This window comes from Paenibacillus hemerocallicola (assembly GCF_006265175.1).
GTDB classification, from domain to species: domain Bacteria; phylum Bacillota; class Bacilli; order Paenibacillales; family NBRC-103111; genus Paenibacillus_AB; species Paenibacillus_AB hemerocallicola.
In genome coordinates this window covers 1-17414 of record NZ_VDCQ01000040.1, presented here as the reverse complement: position 1 = coordinate 17414, position 17414 = coordinate 1, and the positions used below count along the sequence as shown (strand labels likewise).

20 protein-coding genes and 1 other annotated feature are annotated in these 17414 nt (G+C 47.5%); of the genes, 3 read left to right on the top strand and 17 right to left on the bottom strand.

Features of this window, described 5'->3' with window-relative positions:
* Positions 1 to 49: 49 nt before the first annotated feature.
* The 5 genes from FE784_RS24440 to FE784_RS24420 all read right to left on the bottom strand — a co-directional run bounded on the left by FE784_RS24440 (position 50) and on the right by FE784_RS24420 (position 4829).
* Positions 50 to 1606 (bottom strand): ABC transporter substrate-binding protein, encoded by a 1557-nt coding sequence (locus FE784_RS24440; protein ID WP_139604883.1) that lies wholly within the window; start codon positions 1604 to 1606, stop codon positions 50 to 52.
* A gap of 83 nt (positions 1607 to 1689) precedes the next feature.
* The gene (locus FE784_RS24435; RefSeq protein WP_139604882.1) at positions 1690 to 2430 is read right to left on the bottom strand and encodes a FadR/GntR family transcriptional regulator; all 741 of its coding nucleotides are present in this window, start codon (positions 2428 to 2430) and stop codon (positions 1690 to 1692) included.
* Positions 2431 to 2862: 432 nt separating this feature from the next.
* Entirely contained in the window at positions 2863 to 3648 is a 786-nt protein-coding gene (locus tag FE784_RS24430; RefSeq protein ID WP_139604881.1) for an arsenite methyltransferase, read from the bottom strand.
* Between the two features lie 70 nt (positions 3649 to 3718).
* On the bottom strand, positions 3719 to 4168 hold the full coding sequence (locus tag FE784_RS24425; RefSeq protein WP_139604880.1) for a MarR family winged helix-turn-helix transcriptional regulator: 450 nt from the start codon (positions 4166 to 4168) through the stop codon (positions 3719 to 3721).
* Between the two features lie 187 nt (positions 4169 to 4355).
* Positions 4356 to 4829, bottom strand: a complete 474-nt coding sequence (locus FE784_RS24420; RefSeq protein WP_139604879.1) for a DinB family protein — start codon at positions 4827 to 4829, stop codon at positions 4356 to 4358.
* 244 nt (positions 4830 to 5073) lie between these two features.
* Between FE784_RS24420 and FE784_RS24415 the strand changes: the two genes are divergently transcribed.
* Positions 5074 to 5667, top strand: a complete 594-nt coding sequence (locus FE784_RS24415; protein ID WP_139604878.1) for a TetR/AcrR family transcriptional regulator — start codon at positions 5074 to 5076, stop codon at positions 5665 to 5667.
* A 1-nt stretch (position 5668) separates the two neighbouring features.
* Positions 5669 to 6313 carry a DNA-3-methyladenine glycosylase family protein gene (locus FE784_RS24410; RefSeq protein WP_176706486.1) on the top strand — a complete coding sequence of 215 codons (645 nt, stop codon included), beginning with the start codon at positions 5669 to 5671 and terminating at the stop codon, positions 6311 to 6313.
* Between the two features lie 137 nt (positions 6314 to 6450).
* Here FE784_RS24410 and arsC read toward each other — a convergent pair whose 3' ends face one another.
* The 3 genes from arsC to FE784_RS24395 are packed head-to-tail and all read right to left on the bottom strand — an operon-like array spanning position 6451 to position 8659.
* A complete protein-coding gene (arsC, locus tag FE784_RS24405) occupies positions 6451 to 6876 on the bottom strand; it encodes an arsenate reductase (thioredoxin) (protein ID WP_139604876.1) in 426 nt (141 codons plus the stop codon).
* Between the two features lie 34 nt (positions 6877 to 6910).
* A complete protein-coding gene (locus FE784_RS24400; RefSeq protein WP_139604875.1) occupies positions 6911 to 8320 on the bottom strand; it encodes an arsenic transporter in 1410 nt (469 codons plus the stop codon).
* 15 nt (positions 8321 to 8335) lie between these two features.
* A complete protein-coding gene (locus FE784_RS24395; protein ID WP_139604874.1) occupies positions 8336 to 8659 on the bottom strand; it encodes an ArsR/SmtB family transcription factor in 324 nt (107 codons plus the stop codon).
* 188 nt (positions 8660 to 8847) lie between these two features.
* Between FE784_RS24395 and FE784_RS24390 the strand changes: the two genes are divergently transcribed.
* The gene (locus FE784_RS24390) at positions 8848 to 9237 is read left to right on the top strand and encodes a VOC family protein (RefSeq protein ID WP_139604873.1); all 390 of its coding nucleotides are present in this window, start codon (positions 8848 to 8850) and stop codon (positions 9235 to 9237) included.
* A 76-nt stretch (positions 9238 to 9313) separates the two neighbouring features.
* Here the strand turns inward: FE784_RS24390 and asd are convergent, their stop codons facing one another.
* The 9 genes from asd to FE784_RS42045 form a co-directional block, all read right to left on the bottom strand.
* Positions 9314 to 10399: an aspartate-semialdehyde dehydrogenase gene (asd, locus tag FE784_RS24385; RefSeq protein WP_139604872.1), complete on the bottom strand. Its 1086-nt coding sequence runs from the start codon at positions 10397 to 10399 to the stop codon at positions 9314 to 9316.
* 160 nt (positions 10400 to 10559) lie between these two features.
* Positions 10560 to 10825 (bottom strand) — a binding site (T-box leader).
* Positions 10826 to 11073: 248 nt separating this feature from the next.
* A complete protein-coding gene (locus tag FE784_RS24380) occupies positions 11074 to 11361 on the bottom strand; it encodes a hypothetical protein (RefSeq protein ID WP_139604871.1) in 288 nt (95 codons plus the stop codon).
* Between the two features lie 14 nt (positions 11362 to 11375).
* Positions 11376 to 11909 (bottom strand): TreTu family toxin, encoded by a 534-nt coding sequence (locus tag FE784_RS24375; protein WP_139604870.1) that lies wholly within the window; start codon positions 11907 to 11909, stop codon positions 11376 to 11378.
* Between the two features lie 206 nt (positions 11910 to 12115).
* On the bottom strand, positions 12116 to 13351 hold the full coding sequence (locus FE784_RS24370) for an IS110 family RNA-guided transposase (RefSeq protein ID WP_139604869.1): 1236 nt from the start codon (positions 13349 to 13351) through the stop codon (positions 12116 to 12118).
* A 193-nt stretch (positions 13352 to 13544) separates the two neighbouring features.
* Positions 13545 to 13808: a hypothetical protein gene (locus FE784_RS24365; RefSeq protein ID WP_139604868.1), complete on the bottom strand. Its 264-nt coding sequence runs from the start codon at positions 13806 to 13808 to the stop codon at positions 13545 to 13547.
* A 213-nt stretch (positions 13809 to 14021) separates the two neighbouring features.
* Positions 14022 to 14573 (bottom strand): rolling circle replication-associated protein, encoded by a 552-nt coding sequence (locus tag FE784_RS24360; RefSeq protein WP_425465565.1) that lies wholly within the window; start codon positions 14571 to 14573, stop codon positions 14022 to 14024.
* A gap of 18 nt (positions 14574 to 14591) precedes the next feature.
* Positions 14592 to 14849, bottom strand: coding sequence for a hypothetical protein (locus FE784_RS24355; protein WP_139604866.1), 258 nt, complete (start codon positions 14847 to 14849; stop codon positions 14592 to 14594).
* Positions 14850 to 16017: 1168 nt separating this feature from the next.
* Entirely contained in the window at positions 16018 to 16206 is a 189-nt protein-coding gene (locus FE784_RS24350) for a hypothetical protein (protein ID WP_246132158.1), read from the bottom strand.
* A 50-nt stretch (positions 16207 to 16256) separates the two neighbouring features.
* On the bottom strand, positions 16257 to 17414 hold a 1158-nt coding region (locus FE784_RS42045), incomplete at its 5' end, for an RHS repeat-associated core domain-containing protein (RefSeq protein WP_246132157.1).

The window sequence follows — 17414 nt, the reverse complement described above, 5'->3', positions numbered from 1 at the left end:
TCGCTTGTCAAAAAGGAAAGGGTCCTCTACTAAGAACCCTTCGGAACCGTTACTTCCCGTTTTTCGGCAAAATTTCGTCAGCCTCAAACATCTCGTCTATTCTGGGATTGAATTCGATCCGATCCGTTATGCCATAATTGTTTTTCAATTGGAACATGTGAATCACGGGCCGATCCGCAGCCAATATTTGTTGTGCGCGTTGAATTTGGCTATCCCGTAGTTCTGCAACCATATTAAACTCTGCATCCTTCATCAATTGATCGAATTCCGGATTGCTGTAGTCGGTTTCCCCCTTTGATCCGTCCGTGGAAAACTTCCTTTTAATCAAGTTGGAAGCATCGAAAATGGAGTTCGTTACTCCGATCATGTGCAGCTCGCCCATACTTTTGTTTTTAATTTTGGCGTTAAACTGGCTGCTTTCCAAAATTTCCAGCTTCACCTTGATTCCGACCTCTCCGAGCATGGCCGTAATGATCTCGGCCGTTTCTTTATCTTTCATATAGCTGCCATTGGTAGCCGTCAATGACAATTCCAAACCATTCGGGTAGCCGGCTTCAGCCAATAGCTTTTTGGCACGGTCTTTATCAAAGTTCGTTTTGTTGTGCAAATTCGAGTTGAATCCGATATTTCCGGGTCCTGCAGCTCCCGTTGTCGGCGTTCCGGCGCCGCCCAGAATATTATCTACGATAGCCTTATCGTCAATTGCATAATCAATGGCCTCGCGCACCTTCGGATTCGCTGTCACCGTGCCCGGTGTTGTCCGCACGATAAGCTGCATGATTCGCTGACTTGGCGCCTGTACGACCTGCGTCCCTTTATTCTTGTTAATCCGTTCCACATCGCTGGTAGGCACATTGACTGCTATATCTACACCTTTGGTTAACAGCTCGGAGACCCGAGTCGATTCATCCGGGATCGATCGTACGATCAGCTTGTCCCATTTCGGTTTTTCCCCGAAGTAGTCCGGATTCTTTACCAATTCGACACGGTCGTCTTTTTTCCAACTGCTGAATTTGTATGGCCCCGTACCGACGGGGTTATTCAAGTAATACTCCCAGCCCTTTTCCTGAATATACTTCGACGGCATGATATAGGACCCGACTCGCGCCAACCGGTTCAATATAAGCGGATCCGGGTATTCGGTTAATATATCGACAGTATGCTCGTCGATGATCTTTACTTCCGTGATCATTTTGTAGTTGGCATTATCCGGACTTTTCGGGTCTTTGGCTACTTTTTCAAGCGAGTACTTGACGTCCGCCGCCGTGAACGGATCCCCATTATGAAATTTGACGCCTTGCTTGAGCTTGAATCGCCACGTCTTATCATCTATTTTTTCCCATGCTGTTGCCAAATCGGGAATTTTGTTTTGCTTCGGGTCGTTTTTCAATAAATGATTGTACATATTAACATGGACAGCTTCCAAGGAGCTTGCATTGTAATTTTGAACGTCAAAGCTGGCAATATCCCGCGCGAGCGCAAAGGTAAGGATCTTTTCTGCGCCCGCTGTCCCTGTTGTCGCATCAGAACCTGACTTACTGCATCCCGCCAGCCCGATCGTCGCGGCCATCATCAGTGACAGTCCTACACTCCATCTTCTTTTCATTCTGTACTCCCCTTTTTCATATGTTGTCCAAACATAAAGGCAGGCTTTCGGCCCGTACTTGATGTTCCAAACCCTGCCTATATTTAACGAACGGCCTCGGGTCCGTTTCCGAACACTTTCTCGTAAATCGCATTTGAGGTTTCATCGATGTGTTCCCGCATCATAACGCCTGCCCGCTCTCCGTCTCGCGCTTCGAAAGCTTGTAGGAGTGCCATATGTTGATTGTAGGTCGTCATTTGAACTTTTTGACTGAAAGGCATCAAATCGAGAGCCGGGTTGATAATGGTACGAACGCGTCGAACGGCATTTTCGAAAAAAGAATTTCTGCATGCGCTTACAATACGCAAGTGGAATCTAACGTCCAGCGCCCGAAACATCTCTCTTGTGACATCCGGCTCAATACTTTGTTGGACAAAATGTTTAATCTGTTCGAGCTCCAACCGATTCATACGCTCGGCCGCCAATCGCGCTGCCTCGGGCTCGATAACGGTACGAAATTCGAACATTTCCTTCATTTGGTCCCAGTTCTTTTTAATCTCTTCCCGCGAACGCTGATGGGTTTTGGCTGTAAGCGGCAAAACAAAAGTACCGCCTTTTGCGCCAAGGCGCCTTTCGATAAGTCCTCGTTTCTCCAGCTCTGCAATAGCTTCGCGTACCGCGAGACGGCTCGCCTTAAACATGGTGGCAAGCTCTCGTTCCGGCGGCAGCTGCTCATCCGCCAAAAACTCCTTTAGAATTATGGCTTCTTCCAATTGCTCCAAAATAAAGTCGCTTACTTTCAGGGCATTCACATGTTTGAAACGGGTCAAATAAGGTGTGGCCATCTCATTGATCCTCCACTTTTTTACCTCAATTTTTAAAGGTCTATGGTTCGAACCTTATATCATCATAGTACCACCACATCCATCACTTAGCAATACTTGTGTAAAGTAAGTTCACATCTTTTCAACGATTTATTTTCATCGTTTACTCCACCTGCCAGAAGGGTGTCAACTCGAATCTTTATGAATTAAGGTTCAGACCTCAGACCAAATAAAAAATGAAAAAAATAGAACTACACGTAGTCCATCTTGTTGTCCCTCCCTTAAACAAAAAAGAGACATCTCTAGAAAGAGACATCTCCGTTTGCTCGGTCGATTGTCATATCAATATCCATATGAATACTTGGAATTGATTAATGATCGAATGGTACCATGTAGACTACGCTTTGTCAATCATGACTCGACTTACGGTTTCATCCATACCGTTTCGCGGGGTCACGGCTTATTTCCTTTAATCACAGCAGAGACAATATAATTCTCGACATTCGCCCCTGGAACCCAGTCTTTAATAAACGTCTTGGACTCATCCTTCGGCTCTACGACCACATCCGCAAAGCCGCTCTGAGCCAACATAGCCTTCACCTCGTCAACGGATGACGCTCCGGAGATGCAGCCCGAATATAGGGCATCCATGTCATTCTTGATCGCTTCCGGAAGCTCGGCCGTGGTGACAACATCCGAGATCGCAAGCCGTCCTCCGGACTTTAACACGCGAAAAGCCTCGTCAAACACCTGCCGTTTCGCCGGCGATAGGTTGATCACGCAATTGGAAATGATGACATCTACCGTTTGGTCCGCAACCGGCAAATGTTCAATCTCTCCTAACCGAAAGTCCGCATTGGCAAAGCCGCCTTTGCTTGCGTTATTTCTGGCGCGACTTATCATTTCAGGAGTCATATCCACTCCGATGACACGACCTGCCGCTCCTACTTGACGTGCTGCCAAGAAGCAATCGAAGCCGCCTCCGCTGCCCAAGTCCAAAACAACCTCACCCGGTTGCAGCGACGCAATAGCTTGAGGATTCCCGCAGCCGAGACCGAGATTCGCCCCCTCCGGAACGGCGGTCAGTTCTTCGTTCGAGTAGCCGAGCCGGGCGGAAACATCCGCGAAGTTGACCGGCGTTTCGCAACAGCCCGAATCCATTTTCAGCGGTTTCAAGGCAATTTCCTTATAACGACTCCGAACATTTTGACGAATTTGATCGTCCGTATTTTGACTCATGGTAAGCACTCCCTCAACTTATTTTATGGCTATCTATTTATTTGCAAATTGCAAATATTAGCGAAAAAGATTACCCCACCGGGGTTGTACAGCATTGGCTGGATTTCGCCATCGCCTCATTCAGCAGCTTAATCGAGCGAATGACGGTATCTTTCTCAAAATCGTTCATATGCGAAAAAATTTCGTTCAGATAAGCATTCATTTGCTGATCAATCGTAGTCGCAATGTACTTCCCTTCCACTGTCAGCGAAAGAACATAAACTCTCCGGTCAGACGGATCCGGTAGCTTTTTCACCAAATTCATTTTGATCAACGACTGAACTTGGCGGCTGAAAGTGGTAATATCCGTGCCTAGCGCTTCTGCTACCTGCTGCATGGAAGGCTTATGCCGATGATCGATTTCATAAAGAATGTGGCTCTGGATCAAGGAAATATCGAGGCCACCGGCAGAACAGCAATTTTTATTCAGAAAACCGAATCGTCGAGTCATGATTTGGAATAGCTCTCGGGTATTTTCCACGGCCGTTCGCCTCCTACTATAGTTATACCGTTAATATTTGCAAATTGCAAGTATATATTTATCTAAGAAATTTGGTTAAACAAAGTGTTAGAAAATAAAGTTTTAGACTGATCCGTGATAAAAAGGCAGCGGCAGCTTCGGGCTTGGAAATAAAGTCTTAAACTGCCACTACCGTACTGTGACGATGTCAGGCTGTCCATGAACCCTGCAGTTTACGGATGAAAATAATTTGTCCGGTATGGTAGATGTCATGACGAACAAGATCCGATACCCATTGGGAAATTGGGACCCCCTCCGATTCGTTTTGCAGCTCATGCTCGCTCATCGTTGCCAGCTTTTCACGTATGCGAGAATGTATATTGTTCAATTCTGCAACAGTTTCCTTCCATTCATCCTCGGTATTAACTGCAAGGTCGTTATTGAAACTTGTATCTGAGGTTGGAGCATCTCCAGTACCTGTAAGTCCGGATAATAATGTTGACTTGTAGAACAGGATGTGGTTGACCAATTCATAAATCGTATTCATTTCTTTTCCGTCTAGTCTCCAATTTGCCTGTGCAACCGTTAGCCCATGTAGTCCGCGTTCAAGCGATGGGTACCATCCGCTCTCCTTGTTAAAGCAGGAATCCCATGCATCGACATCCCTCTCTGTTGTCATCATTCCAAACTACCTCCAATTTGTTATGTTGAAGTAGACCGACTATATCCCGATCCTAGATAACGGTACAAGTCTGTCTCTTTTCAACGATACTAAATCAACCGGGAATATTTGTCAAGATGTCATACATTCACTATTTATCAACGGAATTTGACACATTTACCCAATTGAGATAGTATGATATTGAACAACTCTGTATCTTTATTGTATTGTGGTAATGTTTACTTTGGAGCAATGGGTGATACTAATGCCAAGAAAATCAGCAAGGAATCAAATTCTTCAAGTGGCATCGGATTTGTTTTACAGAGAGGGGATCCGAGCGGTAGGAATCGACCGCATTATTGCCGAAGCGGGCATTGCCAAGGCAAGTTTTTATCGTAATTTTGCATCCAAGGACGATTTGGTTGCCGCTTATTTGGAATATCATCAAGATTTAAATGCAAAAGATTTGGAGGAAGCGAGACTTCAACATCCGGATTCAGCCTCTAAGCAGCTGCATGCACTCATAGACAAATTTGCAAAGAAAATAAAAAGCCCCGGATATCGAGGATGTCCCTTTGTAAATACCGCAGTAGAATTTCCGGATGCTTCTCATCACAATCATATTAATGCGGTTAAAGGAACGGAAGACAACTGGGGAGCCATCGCGCTATTGGCAGAAAAAGCCGGTGCTGCTCATCCGTTCGAGCTGGCAGAGCTATTACGTATGTTATGCAGTGGCGCCATTACGATGTCTTATATTAAAAAAACCGATTTTAATCCCGATAACTTTTCCAAAGCGGCTCACATGCTCGTTGATTCCCACTTGTTCGGATGGGCTGCAACAAGAAAGGATGTTTAGATTGCAGTATCTCTTCGATATTCATCCAAACCATAATTATGTGCGTGAATTGTGCAATAACGACTCGTTACTAAACAAACTGATAAATCGGATTGGATACATCCGCATACCTGTTCAGCAGGATGGGTTTCAATACCTGGTGAGATCATTAATCGGTCAACAGCTTTCGACTAAAGCTGCAGAGACGATATTCCTTCGATTAGAACAATTATGCGGGAAAATCACACCTGATGTCATTCTGGCTACTGCAGAAGAGGACTTGCGTATAGTTGGATTGTCCAAAAATAAGTTGGGCTATATCCGGAACGTTGCCGAGCGTGCGAAAGAGGGGGCACTCGATTTTCGAAAAGTTGGCGATATGGATGATGAGGAAATCGTTCGTTTGTTGACCTCAATAAAGGGTATTGGCCGGTGGACTGCAGAGATGTTTCTCATTTTCTATCTAGGACGACAGGATGTTGTATCATTTGGGGATAGTGGACTTAACCGTGCTGCAGAATGGCTTTATGCATCTGAAGGAAGCGGCGGCCAGCCTCAACTACATCGTAAACATGTCCACTGGAAGCCTTATTCTACTATTGCATCGCTATACTTGTGGGAAGCAATAAATCGCAGCTTGGTTCATGATGAACCTTTAAATTTATAAAATTTCTGCATCATACAAGTTTCATATCAAAAGGCAACTCCAAGGCACTTGTCGATCCTGTCTAATTCTTTATTTTCATCAAACACAAAATGAAAAACCACTTGATCGGACAAGTGGTCTACGCAGGCTTATCCGCCTCATTTTCCTTCCCTTACGAATTGTTCAATCCGGGTTTTGATCGAATCCCGCACGGTGCGGAATTGCTCCATGATTTCCCCCTCCGTTCCGGTGGCTTTGGCCGGATCGTCAAAGCCCCAATGCCATTTGGTGACGTTTTTGTTGGAAATCGCCGGACAATGCTCGTCCGCATGGCCGCACAGCGTAATTACGTAATCGGAGCGATTCAACACTTCCGGATCGATCACATCGGACGTATTCTGGCTTATATCCACGCCGGCTTCCTGCATCACCCGAACCGCGCGCGGATTTAATCCATGCGCTTCAAGCCCTGCGCTCTTTACTTCGTATCGGTCGCTGCCTAATGCTTGTAAAAATCCATCGGCGATTTGGCTTCTGCAAGAATTTCCGGTGCACAAAAAGTAAACGAGAGGTTTTTTCTCCATTGGTGTATGTCTCCTTTGAAATTTCCGATTCCGGTTAGATTCCTTGACTTCCTCTATGCTTGTTTCCTAATGCCCGCTTCACGACGAGCATGGCAATAATCGCGAGAATCGCAACGATAGCCACGATGATGAGCCATACATGGACGTTCGCGAATTGAAGCAAATACAGCCACGCAAAAAGCCCGACAAGAGTAATGAATAACGTGGGAACCGTTAGGAGGATTCCGATCTTAACATACATTCCCCAACCGATCTTCACGTTTTTCGTCGACAACACATGCAGCCAAAGCAAGGTCGCCAGAGACCCGATCGGGGTGATTTTCGGTCCCAGATCCGAACCGATCACATTCGCATAGATCAGCGCCTCTCGAATGACTCCTTCGGTTTGCGTACCTTGTATCGCCAGTGCGTCGATCATGACCGTCGGCATGTTGTTCATAATGGAGGATAGGATGGCTGCAATAAAACCCATTCCGACCGTGGCAGCGAACAGTCCTTTGTCCGCGACCGCTTGAATGACACTGCCCAATGCATCGGTAAGACCGGCATTCCGGAGTCCATACACGACGACATACATACCGATGGAGAAGATGACGACAGCCCAAGGAGCCCCTTTGACGAGCCTCCATGTCTGAATGACAGGGCTTTTTCTCGCGGCCAAAAGGAATGCAATCGCGGCAATCCCGGCAACGATGGACACGGGAATGGACAAAAATTCACTGCCGAAATAGGCAACGAGGAGAGCCGCTAAAATAACCCAGGATAGTTGAAACAATCTCTTGTCCTTGATCGCTTCTTCCGGCTTTTTTAGCCCGGAGAGATCGTAGCTTTTCGCGATGCTTTTACGAAAATACAAATACAGCACCAGGAGGCTCGCCAAAATCGAGAAGAAATTCGGAACGATCATGCGGCTCGCATATTCCGCAAAACCAATGCTGAAATAATCGGCTGATACGATATTCACCAAATTGCTTACGACAAGCGGCAAAGAAGCCGTATCGGCAATGAAACCACTTGCCATAATAAACGGGAGAATCATCTTTTCCTCAAATTTCAGCGCGCGCACCATGGCAAGCACGATCGGCGTTATGATCAAGGCCGCGCCATCGTTTGCAAACATTGCCGCGACCGCCGATCCCAGCAGCACGATCAAGACGAACATAAGCAGTCCGTTACCGCGTGCAAGCCGCGCCATATGCAACGCCGCCCATTCAAAAAATCCGATTTCATCGAGTACGAGGGAAATTAAGATGATAGCCACAAATGCCAAGGTGGCATTCCAGACAATACCGGTAACGGTACCGACGTCCGTGAAGCTGACTACGCCGAACATCAGGGCGAGAATAGCCCCGGCACTAGCCGACCAGCCGATATTCAATCCTTTTGGCTGCCAAATGACAAATGTTAAGGTGATTAAAAAAATAAGGAAAGCCATGCAAACCATAGAAACCCTCCCGAATTAGTTGCAGCAATCATTCTCTTCGCAGATGGTCGATTGGATCTTTTCTTTTTGCGAAGGAATCCGGTTCAGAATTTCTGCGATATAGGGCTTGTCTTGAACGTTTAAGGAATAGTACACCCACTGCCCTCTTTTGGTCTCTTTGACGAGGCCTCCGTCCTTTAATTTGCGCATGTGCTGGCTAATATTCGGCTGGCTCGTTTGCAACAGGTCAACAATCTCGCATACGCACAGCTCCTTCTCGTTCAGCAGGGCAACGATCGTAAGCCTGTTCTTGTCGCCCAGCAGCTTCAGCACATCGGCCATCTCTTCAATTGAAATCATGCCATGCCTTCCTTTCTGATCATCTGTAAATGATTATATAATTATTTGATTATATTCAAAAGATATATATTTGTAAATATAGTTTGAGCACGTTATTAATAAATGACATCAACTTTACTCCGTCTGGTAAAATATACTTACTGGCAAGCCGAGCCTTATCCTATACCACCATGCGAGGAGAGTAGATCATGCTTACATCGCTTGAACACGTGCAAATTCCGGTGCGTCAGATGGACCGGGCCATCTCATGGTACACCGGGCAGTTGGGATTTCAATTGAGCAGCCGCGACGGCGACCGCATCGCATTCCTCACCTTGCCGGAAGGGCCGCTCCTGATGTTATGGCAAACGAATGACGATTCGACGCACGCCCACTATACGGTGAACGGGACGGACTTCCCGGTATTATTATACCGAACGACCCGAATTCACGAACTCCATGATAGCTTGACTAAAATCAATACCCGCATTCAGCTGTATCAGGACGACGGATTCGCTTGGGTACTCAAGTTTTATGATCCGGAAGGGAATTTATGGGGCGTTCTTCAGTTTAACCCGCCTTCCGACAAGCTCGGGTAACATGCCCATAAACAATGCGAGGCCGCCGGTCCATGCCGGCAGCCTTGCTTGCGTTGATCGATGCGTTTTTCTCCATTCACTTTGCCTGAATGTACCCTTCCGCCTTGAGCAATTCGGCGATCAGTACGGCTCCGCCCGCCGCTCCGCGCAACGTATTATGCGAAAGTCCTACAAATTTGTAATCGTATAAGGAATCCTCGCGCAATCTGCCCGCCGAAACGCCCATACCGCGTTCAATATCCCGATCCAGCTTCGTCTGCGGTCTGTTTTCTTCTTCAAAATAGGTGATGAATTGCTTTGGCGCGCTTGGCAGACCGAGCTCCTGCGGCCGTCCTTTGAATTGCAGCCAGCGCTCGAGAATGTCTTCCTTCGAAGGTTTGTTCTCAAACGATACGAATACCGTGGCCAAATGTCCGTCCGTTACCGGAACGCGAATACACTGCGTTGTAATTAAAGGCGCGCTCGCTTTTACAATTTCGCCGTTTGCAATGCTGCCCCATATGCGCAGCGGCTCCTGCTCGCTTTTTTCTTCCTCGCCGCCGATATAAGGGATGACATTGTCGATCATATCGGGCCAGTCGGCAAAGTTTTTACCGGCTCCGGAAATCGCTTGATACGTCGATGCGACCACTTGTGTCGGTTTGAAATCCAACAAAGCATGCAGGGCCGGCACATAGCTCTGAATGGAGCAGTTGGGCTTGACGGCAATAAATCCGGTCGAGGTGCCGAGCCGCTTTCTCTGAGCGGCAATCACTTCCATATGCCCCGGGTTAATCTCGGGAATGACCATCGGGACGTCCGGCGTCCAGCGGTGAGCCGAATTATTGGAAATGACGGGCGTGCCCGTCTTGGCATATGCTTCTTCCAACGCTTGAATTTCATTTTTCTTCATATCGACCGCACAAAACACAAAATCGACCCGGGAGGCGACCTCCTCCACTTTCGAAGCGTCCTGAACGATGATTTGCTTCACGTCTTCGGGAATCGGGCTGGACAGCTTCCACCGGCCTTGTACCGATTCTTCATACGTTTTCCCTGCCGATCCGGCACTCGCTGCAATGGCCGTTACTTGAAACCAGGGGTGCCGACCCAGCAGCTCGACAAACCGCTGGCCAACCATGCCCGTTCCTCCGACAATACCGACTTTTAGCTTCTCAGTCATCAGTTATCAAATCCTCTCCAAGTTATGCAGGCATTTCCTCGAAATAACCCGCTTCAATCCGTCTGATTCCGCGTACCGAATACTTTATTATGTGTAATATGGTATGCATGCTGTGCTCAACTCTGCAACAACAAAAAAATCCCACCCCCAAGACTATAGTCTTAGGGACGAGATTTGTGCGCTCGCGGTACCACCCCAGATTCGCCAATATGTCGCCATATTCGCCTCTTCGAGTACGGCATTGCCATACACAACGCTTATACTCTAGCTCTGTAACAGGAGCTCCTGGCACACCATCGCCTCTCCATGAGGGTCCGATGCGCTGCTCTGAGGCTTTGTTCAATAAAGAACTCTTTACTCCTTCCCAGCCGACGGAGCTCTCTGTGAAAGAATTCGTTTATTTACTCTTCTCTTCATCGCATTTGATTGTTGCGATTATATTATCAAATAACGACTGCGAGGTAAACAACATTTTTCGAGAATTCGCAAACATTTTAATTCTAAAGATAAATTGACCGTTTTCTACTACACGACATTTCCAAAAAAAATTGGTAGAGAACGAATAAGGGTAACCTTTATCTTGGATATAAAAAAGGGTTCATTCGGCACTGGGTAGCCCCACCAAAAGAAGAAACCTTGAAAGGCACGAAGCCAATCAAGGTTACAAAACAATATCAGTCTGAAAAACCTGAAATATCCTTCTTTAATTCCGTAATTAATTCATCGAAACTAACAAACTGCTTTGTTTTAACCATAAATGTTCTTTCACTTTCAATCTCAACAGCATAAAAATCGTACGTGTAATCTGAAAGAATCGAAACTGATGCCATGTATTCATCAGTTGATAGGGCATATTCAAGCTTATTTTCTCCGTACATAACTTCGCTTTCGATTACAATACCTTTATCTAGTTCCAAGATGTAATCATTTATGATTTTCTTTATTGATTCGAGCATTGTCATCATACCTTTCTTTACTATTTCGTATCCACGTGATTGATGTTTGTACCAATTGGATCAGGCAGAGTTTGACCCTTCTTTTCTGCTAACTTTAATTGAGTTTGGTTTTTTGACTTCACTAGTGACCAACCCAAGTCTACATCTTTCTCCATTAACAATGAAGAATCAATATCAAATTCAACATAATAATCACCTGTATTAGCTTGTTTTTCAAAACCCTGTTTACCTTTAGTTAAGACATTAGTTCTTGGAATTGTGCCCGTTTTTACGAATTCGTTATATTCTGCTTTGGACATCCACTGTCCAACCCTAGTAGAGTTGACAGCATTACCCATGCCCTCAACTGCCTCATCCGCTTTTTTAAATAGTTTCATTGCCTTCGAAGCAAAATTAGCAAGTTTACCGGAGAATTTGGTCGCTGCTGCCACCGCACCAATCGCTGCCTCTTCAATAGGGAGAGCAAGAGCCTTAACCTCTGCGTAATATATTCCTGCATAGGTTAAGGCATTGTCTCTAACATCCGTTAACATGTCAACTGCTGCATCTTTCATTTCGTTGATGTACTCACACGCAGTGCCATCGCCGACACAATGACCTGTCGGGTCCGTGTACCTCAACGGATTATTATACACATACGTATACGTGTTGAGACTCAGCGGGTTACTAATATCCCCTTCATACGTATCCTAGTTAATAAAGCGTTACTTTCCGTAGGAAGCGGGGCAGTAGTCCGCCCCTAGCATTTGTTTCCATTATATCACCCAGCATCCTTCTCCGGCACCGTCGGCATCACATACGCCGCCTTCGTCCGCATCAGGTAGTGGACGACATTCACCAGTTTCCGCATGATACAGACGATCGCTTGCTGCTTCGTCTTACCTTCCGCCATCCTCTGCTCGTAATACGCATGGAAGTACGGATTACGTGGCTCTTTCTTCGTTCTCGTTACCGCGATTTGCCGGATAGCGAGAGCTTTCAGCATATCGTGCAGTTCCCGGTTGCCCTGCTTACTCTTGTAATTCCGGTACTTGTTCCCAGACCCCACGGCTATCGGTGCTACGCCCGCGAATCTCGCCAGCTTATCCGACGTAGCGAAACGGTGGATATCGCCAATCTCCGCCACCAGTTCCGCAGCCGTCACCAAGTCAATCCCCGTCATCGTCTCCAACTGGAAGCCTAGCTGGTTCATCAGGCTTGCGATCTCCCGTTCAATACGGTTCAGTTCACGCCCATAGAAGCGAATATTCCGTACCAGCCCTTTCACGATAAAATCGCGCTTCTCCTGAAAGTCCCGCGTCGTATCGCCATCCTCCGCGATCAGCGTCAGCATCTGCTCCGCTTTCTTCGTCGATAGCGCGTAGTTGCTCAGCTTCCGCAGGAACTTCGCCAGTTCATCCACCGTCATACCGTTCAGGTGGCCGGGCGAAGGATACTTATGCCAGAAAGCTAACGCCGTCTTCCCGTCGATCTCGGAGAAGAACGCTTTATAGCTGGGATAGTGGTAGCTGACCTGCTGATGCAGCCGCTTCACCATGCCCGACAAGCTCTTGGCTTGCCATTTTCGCTGGGTGACGAGTTGGCTAATCGCCCAGTATAGGTCAATTGGCTTCGCGTCCGGCAGATTCGGCAGTTCATCCCGCAGCACCTTCGCGACACATTCCGCATCCCAGCTATCGGATTTCTGTACCGTCACCTGGCTCTTACGGCGGTTATTCGCCAGCTTCGCGTTCACTTCCTTTACCGAGCAGCCGTTTTCAGTCAAGTACACCGCCAACGCTCGGCCAAAGCCGCCCACGTCTTCCAACCCGTATACGACGGACATTCCCTTTTTCGTATGCTTTTTTACCTCCTTCAAAAGCAGGGGAAACGCAGACGGCTTGTTATCGAACCGGATTTCGCCCAGCTTCTTATTCCAGCAATCGATCATGACGGCGGTATGGTGCTGCTTATGCAGGTCCACGCCGACATAGATCGTCCGATCAGGTCTCATCATTCCAACTTCCCCTTCTATCGCGTTGTTCTGGATCGGTCAACGTTCTCGTCCTGCAGCCGTTTCTCCATGATACCCATAAGCAACCCCTCATCAGAGCGGTTATGACGATAGGCAGAAGCGTAAGCTTGCATCCTCAGTTCGAGAGGACGAACCGCAAAGACACGTCAGCAAAGTCTTACGCCCCCCCGTCGCCTTATCGGCTTTCCGGTTTCAACTGCATCGCGAGTATCGTCTTTTCCAGTCGCACTTGCCAAAGTTCCGTTCGGCGTTCTTCTGTATAGGCATACATCCGTTGGGCGAGTTCTTTCGCCGCCCCCGGATCCACCTCACGGTCTTTATGGTACATCGTCTCCAGCAACGTACACAGATACATTTCTCCTGTCCCGATTTGCCGGAGGAGCCGATCTTCTTGCTCGATCAACAATTCATATCGGTCACGCAGTTCCTCCACATTCAACAGCTACTTCCCCCAATCGTCACGTTCCTTACGTTCGGCTCACAAATTCCTAATTTTTGGTAAAACATTCTAGCGGCAATCATATACCGCGAACGCGGGGGAATTCAAGCCTCGTTTTATTTAAATTTAAGGTGATTGCACCTTTATCCAGCCGCTCCACAGTAGGGACAAGGGTCCGACCGCTTTAACGCGGTAACGTAAGAAAGATGACCTTTATTTTTTCAGGTGATACGTTTCGAGTTGGACATAACGCAAATACTCCACAGGAAACTGGCGGGAATCCATCAACTTCGGCACATAGCCTTCCGACCTCCATTTTTCCATCAGCTCGTAAAAGTTGCCCTTCACCGTTTCCGGTACGATCAGGTTCTTGCTTTGAAGGAACAAGCGCTTTCCATACGAACGCTCATCCGTCTTAAAATCCCGCAGATTCTTGATTAGGTCGAGCTTTAGCTTATTCCGGCGCTCCTCCATCGGCAGGCTGTAGATGCGTTTCAACTCGACGCTTCCCAGCCCCCAGATATCCCGAAACGTTCCATCAACCAGCTCCGTTCTCGGAATCGCAGGCAGATCGGCCAGCAGGTGGAAGTGAAGCGTGCCGCGCTGTTGGAAGGATCGAACAGCGAGGTATTTAAAGTCGCCGTATCGCTCGCGCATCCGCTTCACCCAGTTCTCGTAGTCCTTCGCCGCTTCATCTAACGTCACGTCCGGTTTCTCGCAGGTGAGCGTAATGAACTTATGCCCTAGGCTAAAGTTCTGATCCATCAGGTGACAGAATCGTTCTCATTCCTTTAACGAGAGTCGCCCCGGCTTCGGCGTTCGATCCGGGCGATGTATCGCGCTCTCCTCCCGATCCGGCGGTTTCAGGATCGCCGAATAGACCTGTTTCTGTTCATCCGTCAAGGAACGATTCGCATAAATCGCTTCGATCTCCGCTAAGCGCTCCCTTTTCGATTTACCACTTTCTTCAGGTATCTCTCGCCCATACCGCTTCACGCGCAGGCAATCTCCAAGCGTTGTCATCTGGCAGTCATATCCCATCGTCTAGCCCTCCTAAGTTTCGTAGCGCCCTTCAGGGCGTTTCGTATAAATAAACCGGGAGGGGACATCTGTACTCCGTGTGATTCACATGCAGGAATCGGATAGGGAACTCTTTCCGCGCTACGTTGGGGGACTCCGCTTCGCCCTGCTTCGCTTCGTCCAGTTTCTTACATAGTATTTCGGAAGAAAAATGGTTACAGCACGTTTAACCAAGGCGTAACGCGCTATTCATATGGGGCTGGGAGAAAATCTTCCCGAATACGTGAAAAGCCCCCGTCAGCGACTACGGGACGTTCTACGTCCATATCGTCGCCAGCGGGAGCATGTGGAAATATTACCATCCAGAGAACAACAAGAGATCATCGTATTTCGAATATCCAGAACCCTCGTATAAATACTTCGTATCACTCAGCGGACGAGCGAAGCGAAGTCCTCCGAGCGTTAGCGAGGAGCAGAGCACATCCATCCCTTGAATCTCCATAGTCAGAAAACGACATAGGATGCCCACGGATATTTAGATGTGAAGGTTCACATTTTCTCCCGTTCCTTGCTTGTGACCTTTCCTCGCTTCGCTCGGAAGACTCCGCTTCGCTCCGTCCCTTTCTTCCCTTCGGTCTTCAAGGGAGGGCCAGATGTTCAGGTGTGAATTCAGATTCACTTCTGAATATCGTACCCATTTTTATTTAAAGCGTTAACGTGATAAAGAATACAATGGACTCTTGGGGGCTTTTGTACAGTAAAGCACCCGACAGAGTAACGATTCGCACATGCTCCTATGGGAAACCCCTGTATTCCCCACATAGGAGCACATGACACGTTTTCCATAAAATCCATCCCTGGCTCTCATTCATATCGCATGTCGAAAATCCGTTTCCCCGAGTGGTTACAGCCGATAGAAACCGGGTAGTTTTCCAATTCTACCCTCGGAACAAGCAAGCGGTCACGGCAGAACAGTAGCGCCCACCTCGGGCGATTTCTGGACGTTTAGCGTCCATTTCGTCGCCTCGGGTGGGCCGGGATAGTCATTCGTATTCATTCAGCGCCATCGCTTCGCTCAGCTAAATCGCGACACGGCAGCCATCCATCGACCGAGGGAACTGGCTATGTATTATTAAATCAAGGGAGCGGTAAATCTCGCCGACAGCCGTATACTCTATAGGGCTATGAATTAAATATCAATTTCATCCCATAGGTTATGAATTGACTTACCATCAATAGTAGCATTTTTAAAAAGGTCATCTGCCGTTAGAAAAGATTGTGAATAGCTGTCACTTACTCTTGTTAGGTAAAAACCTCTCTGGTTTTTGCTAATCCAATAACTTTCATTTTGGTAGTAAAACTGAAATTCTTCTCCCATAGTTACTCTCTCTTTTAACTCCTCGTATTGGATAGATATCACTCCCTACTTTATCTATCAAATGTACCATCATCATTCCACTTAAAGAAGTCTTCGTGCGGCCATTCAGGATGTTCTTTTGCGTTACCATGATTAGTGTAGTCAACATCCCTTACTGCTTTTCCATCAGGACCGTAGAATCTCCTTGTTTTTATTTCTCCTGTTTTTTTATCCAAAATGTCTACTGTAGAATTTGGAACACCTTTTGCAGGATGTGGAATCGATGTTGTAGTTGTATGATTCGCCGATGGTGTAACATCAAGAACTGTACCTTTGTTTGACGTCACTGTTTGCCTTGTAACATTTCCCGTTACCTCAACAGCATCATCCGCTTTTTTAAATAGTTTCATTGCCTTCGAAGCAAAATTAGCAAGTTTACCAGAGAATTTGGACGCCGCTGCCACCGCGCCAATGGCCGCTTCTTCAACAGGGAGAGCAAGAGCCGCAACTTCTGCGTAATATAGTCCCGCGTAGGACAGGGCATTGTCACTAACTTCCGTTAACATATTAACTGCTGCATCTTTCATTTCGTTGATATACTCACACGCAGTGCCATCGCCGACACAATGACCAGTCGGGTCCGTGTACCTCAGTGGATTATTATACACATAAGTATACAGATTAAGACTTAACGGATTCGCAATATCCCCCTCATACGTATCCTTATTAATAAACCGTCCCACGCTCGGATCATAATACCGCGCCCGCAAGTAGTAAAATCCCGTCTCCGTGTCATACATCTCGCCCGCGTACTTGAACGTGTTCGGAACGCCCTCGCTTTGGCTCAGGATATTCCCCCACTCGTCGTAACGATAGCTGTTCACGACCGCTCCGGACGTGTTCACCATCTGTACGACGTCGCCATGGCCGTTCTGCATGTAGTAGTACGACTGGCCCGTAGCCACGTCCTTCTTCATCAGCAGACGATCCGGTCCCCACACGTACTGGGCGATCACGTTGTTGTTCGCATCCGATTCCGCGATCACTTGGCCGTTTCCGTTGTACGTATACCGTACCGTTCCGTTCGGTGACGTTTTCTTGATCCGCAGTCCTTCCGTTTCCGGGCTGTATTGGAAGCTCGTCGTGCCCGTTCCGCTGGTCGCCTGGGTCAGTTCGTTCCACGGGCTATAGCTGTAGCTCGCTTCGGAGAGGATCAGACTATCGCCTTG

Coding starts and splice junctions, on each gene's coding strand:
- FE784_RS24440 (WP_139604883.1), bottom strand. CDS start 1,606: ATGAAAAGAAGATGGAGTGTAGGACTGTCACTGATGATGGCCGCGACG.
- FE784_RS24435 (WP_139604882.1), bottom strand. CDS start 2,430: ATGGCCACACCTTATTTGACCCGTTTCAAACATGTGAATGCCCTGAAA.
- FE784_RS24430 (WP_139604881.1), bottom strand. CDS start 3,648: ATGAGTCAAAATACGGACGATCAAATTCGTCAAAATGTTCGGAGTCGT.
- FE784_RS24420 (WP_139604879.1), bottom strand. CDS start 4,829: ATGATGACAACAGAGAGGGATGTCGATGCATGGGATTCCTGCTTTAAC.
- FE784_RS24415 (WP_139604878.1), top strand. CDS start 5,074: ATGCCAAGAAAATCAGCAAGGAATCAAATTCTTCAAGTGGCATCGGAT.
- arsC (WP_139604876.1), bottom strand. CDS start 6,876: ATGGAGAAAAAACCTCTCGTTTACTTTTTGTGCACCGGAAATTCTTGC.
- FE784_RS24400 (WP_139604875.1), bottom strand. CDS start 8,320: ATGGTTTGCATGGCTTTCCTTATTTTTTTAATCACCTTAACATTTGTC.
- FE784_RS24395 (WP_139604874.1), bottom strand. CDS start 8,659: ATGATTTCAATTGAAGAGATGGCCGATGTGCTGAAGCTGCTGGGCGAC.
- FE784_RS24390 (WP_139604873.1), top strand. CDS start 8,848: ATGCTTACATCGCTTGAACACGTGCAAATTCCGGTGCGTCAGATGGAC.
- asd (WP_139604872.1), bottom strand. CDS start 10,399: ATGACTGAGAAGCTAAAAGTCGGTATTGTCGGAGGAACGGGCATGGTT.
- FE784_RS24380 (WP_139604871.1), bottom strand. CDS start 11,361: ATGACAATGCTCGAATCAATAAAGAAAATCATAAATGATTACATCTTG.
- FE784_RS24375 (WP_139604870.1), bottom strand. CDS start 11,909: ATGAAAGATGCAGCAGTTGACATGTTAACGGATGTTAGAGACAATGCC.
- FE784_RS24370 (WP_139604869.1), bottom strand. CDS start 13,351: ATGATGAGACCTGATCGGACGATCTATGTCGGCGTGGACCTGCATAAG.
- FE784_RS24360 (WP_425465565.1), bottom strand. CDS start 14,573: ATGGATCAGAACTTTAGCCTAGGGCATAAGTTCATTACGCTCACCTGC.
- FE784_RS24355 (WP_139604866.1), bottom strand. CDS start 14,849: ATGGGATATGACTGCCAGATGACAACGCTTGGAGATTGCCTGCGCGTG.
- FE784_RS24350 (WP_246132158.1), bottom strand. CDS start 16,206: ATGGGAGAAGAATTTCAGTTTTACTACCAAAATGAAAGTTATTGGATT.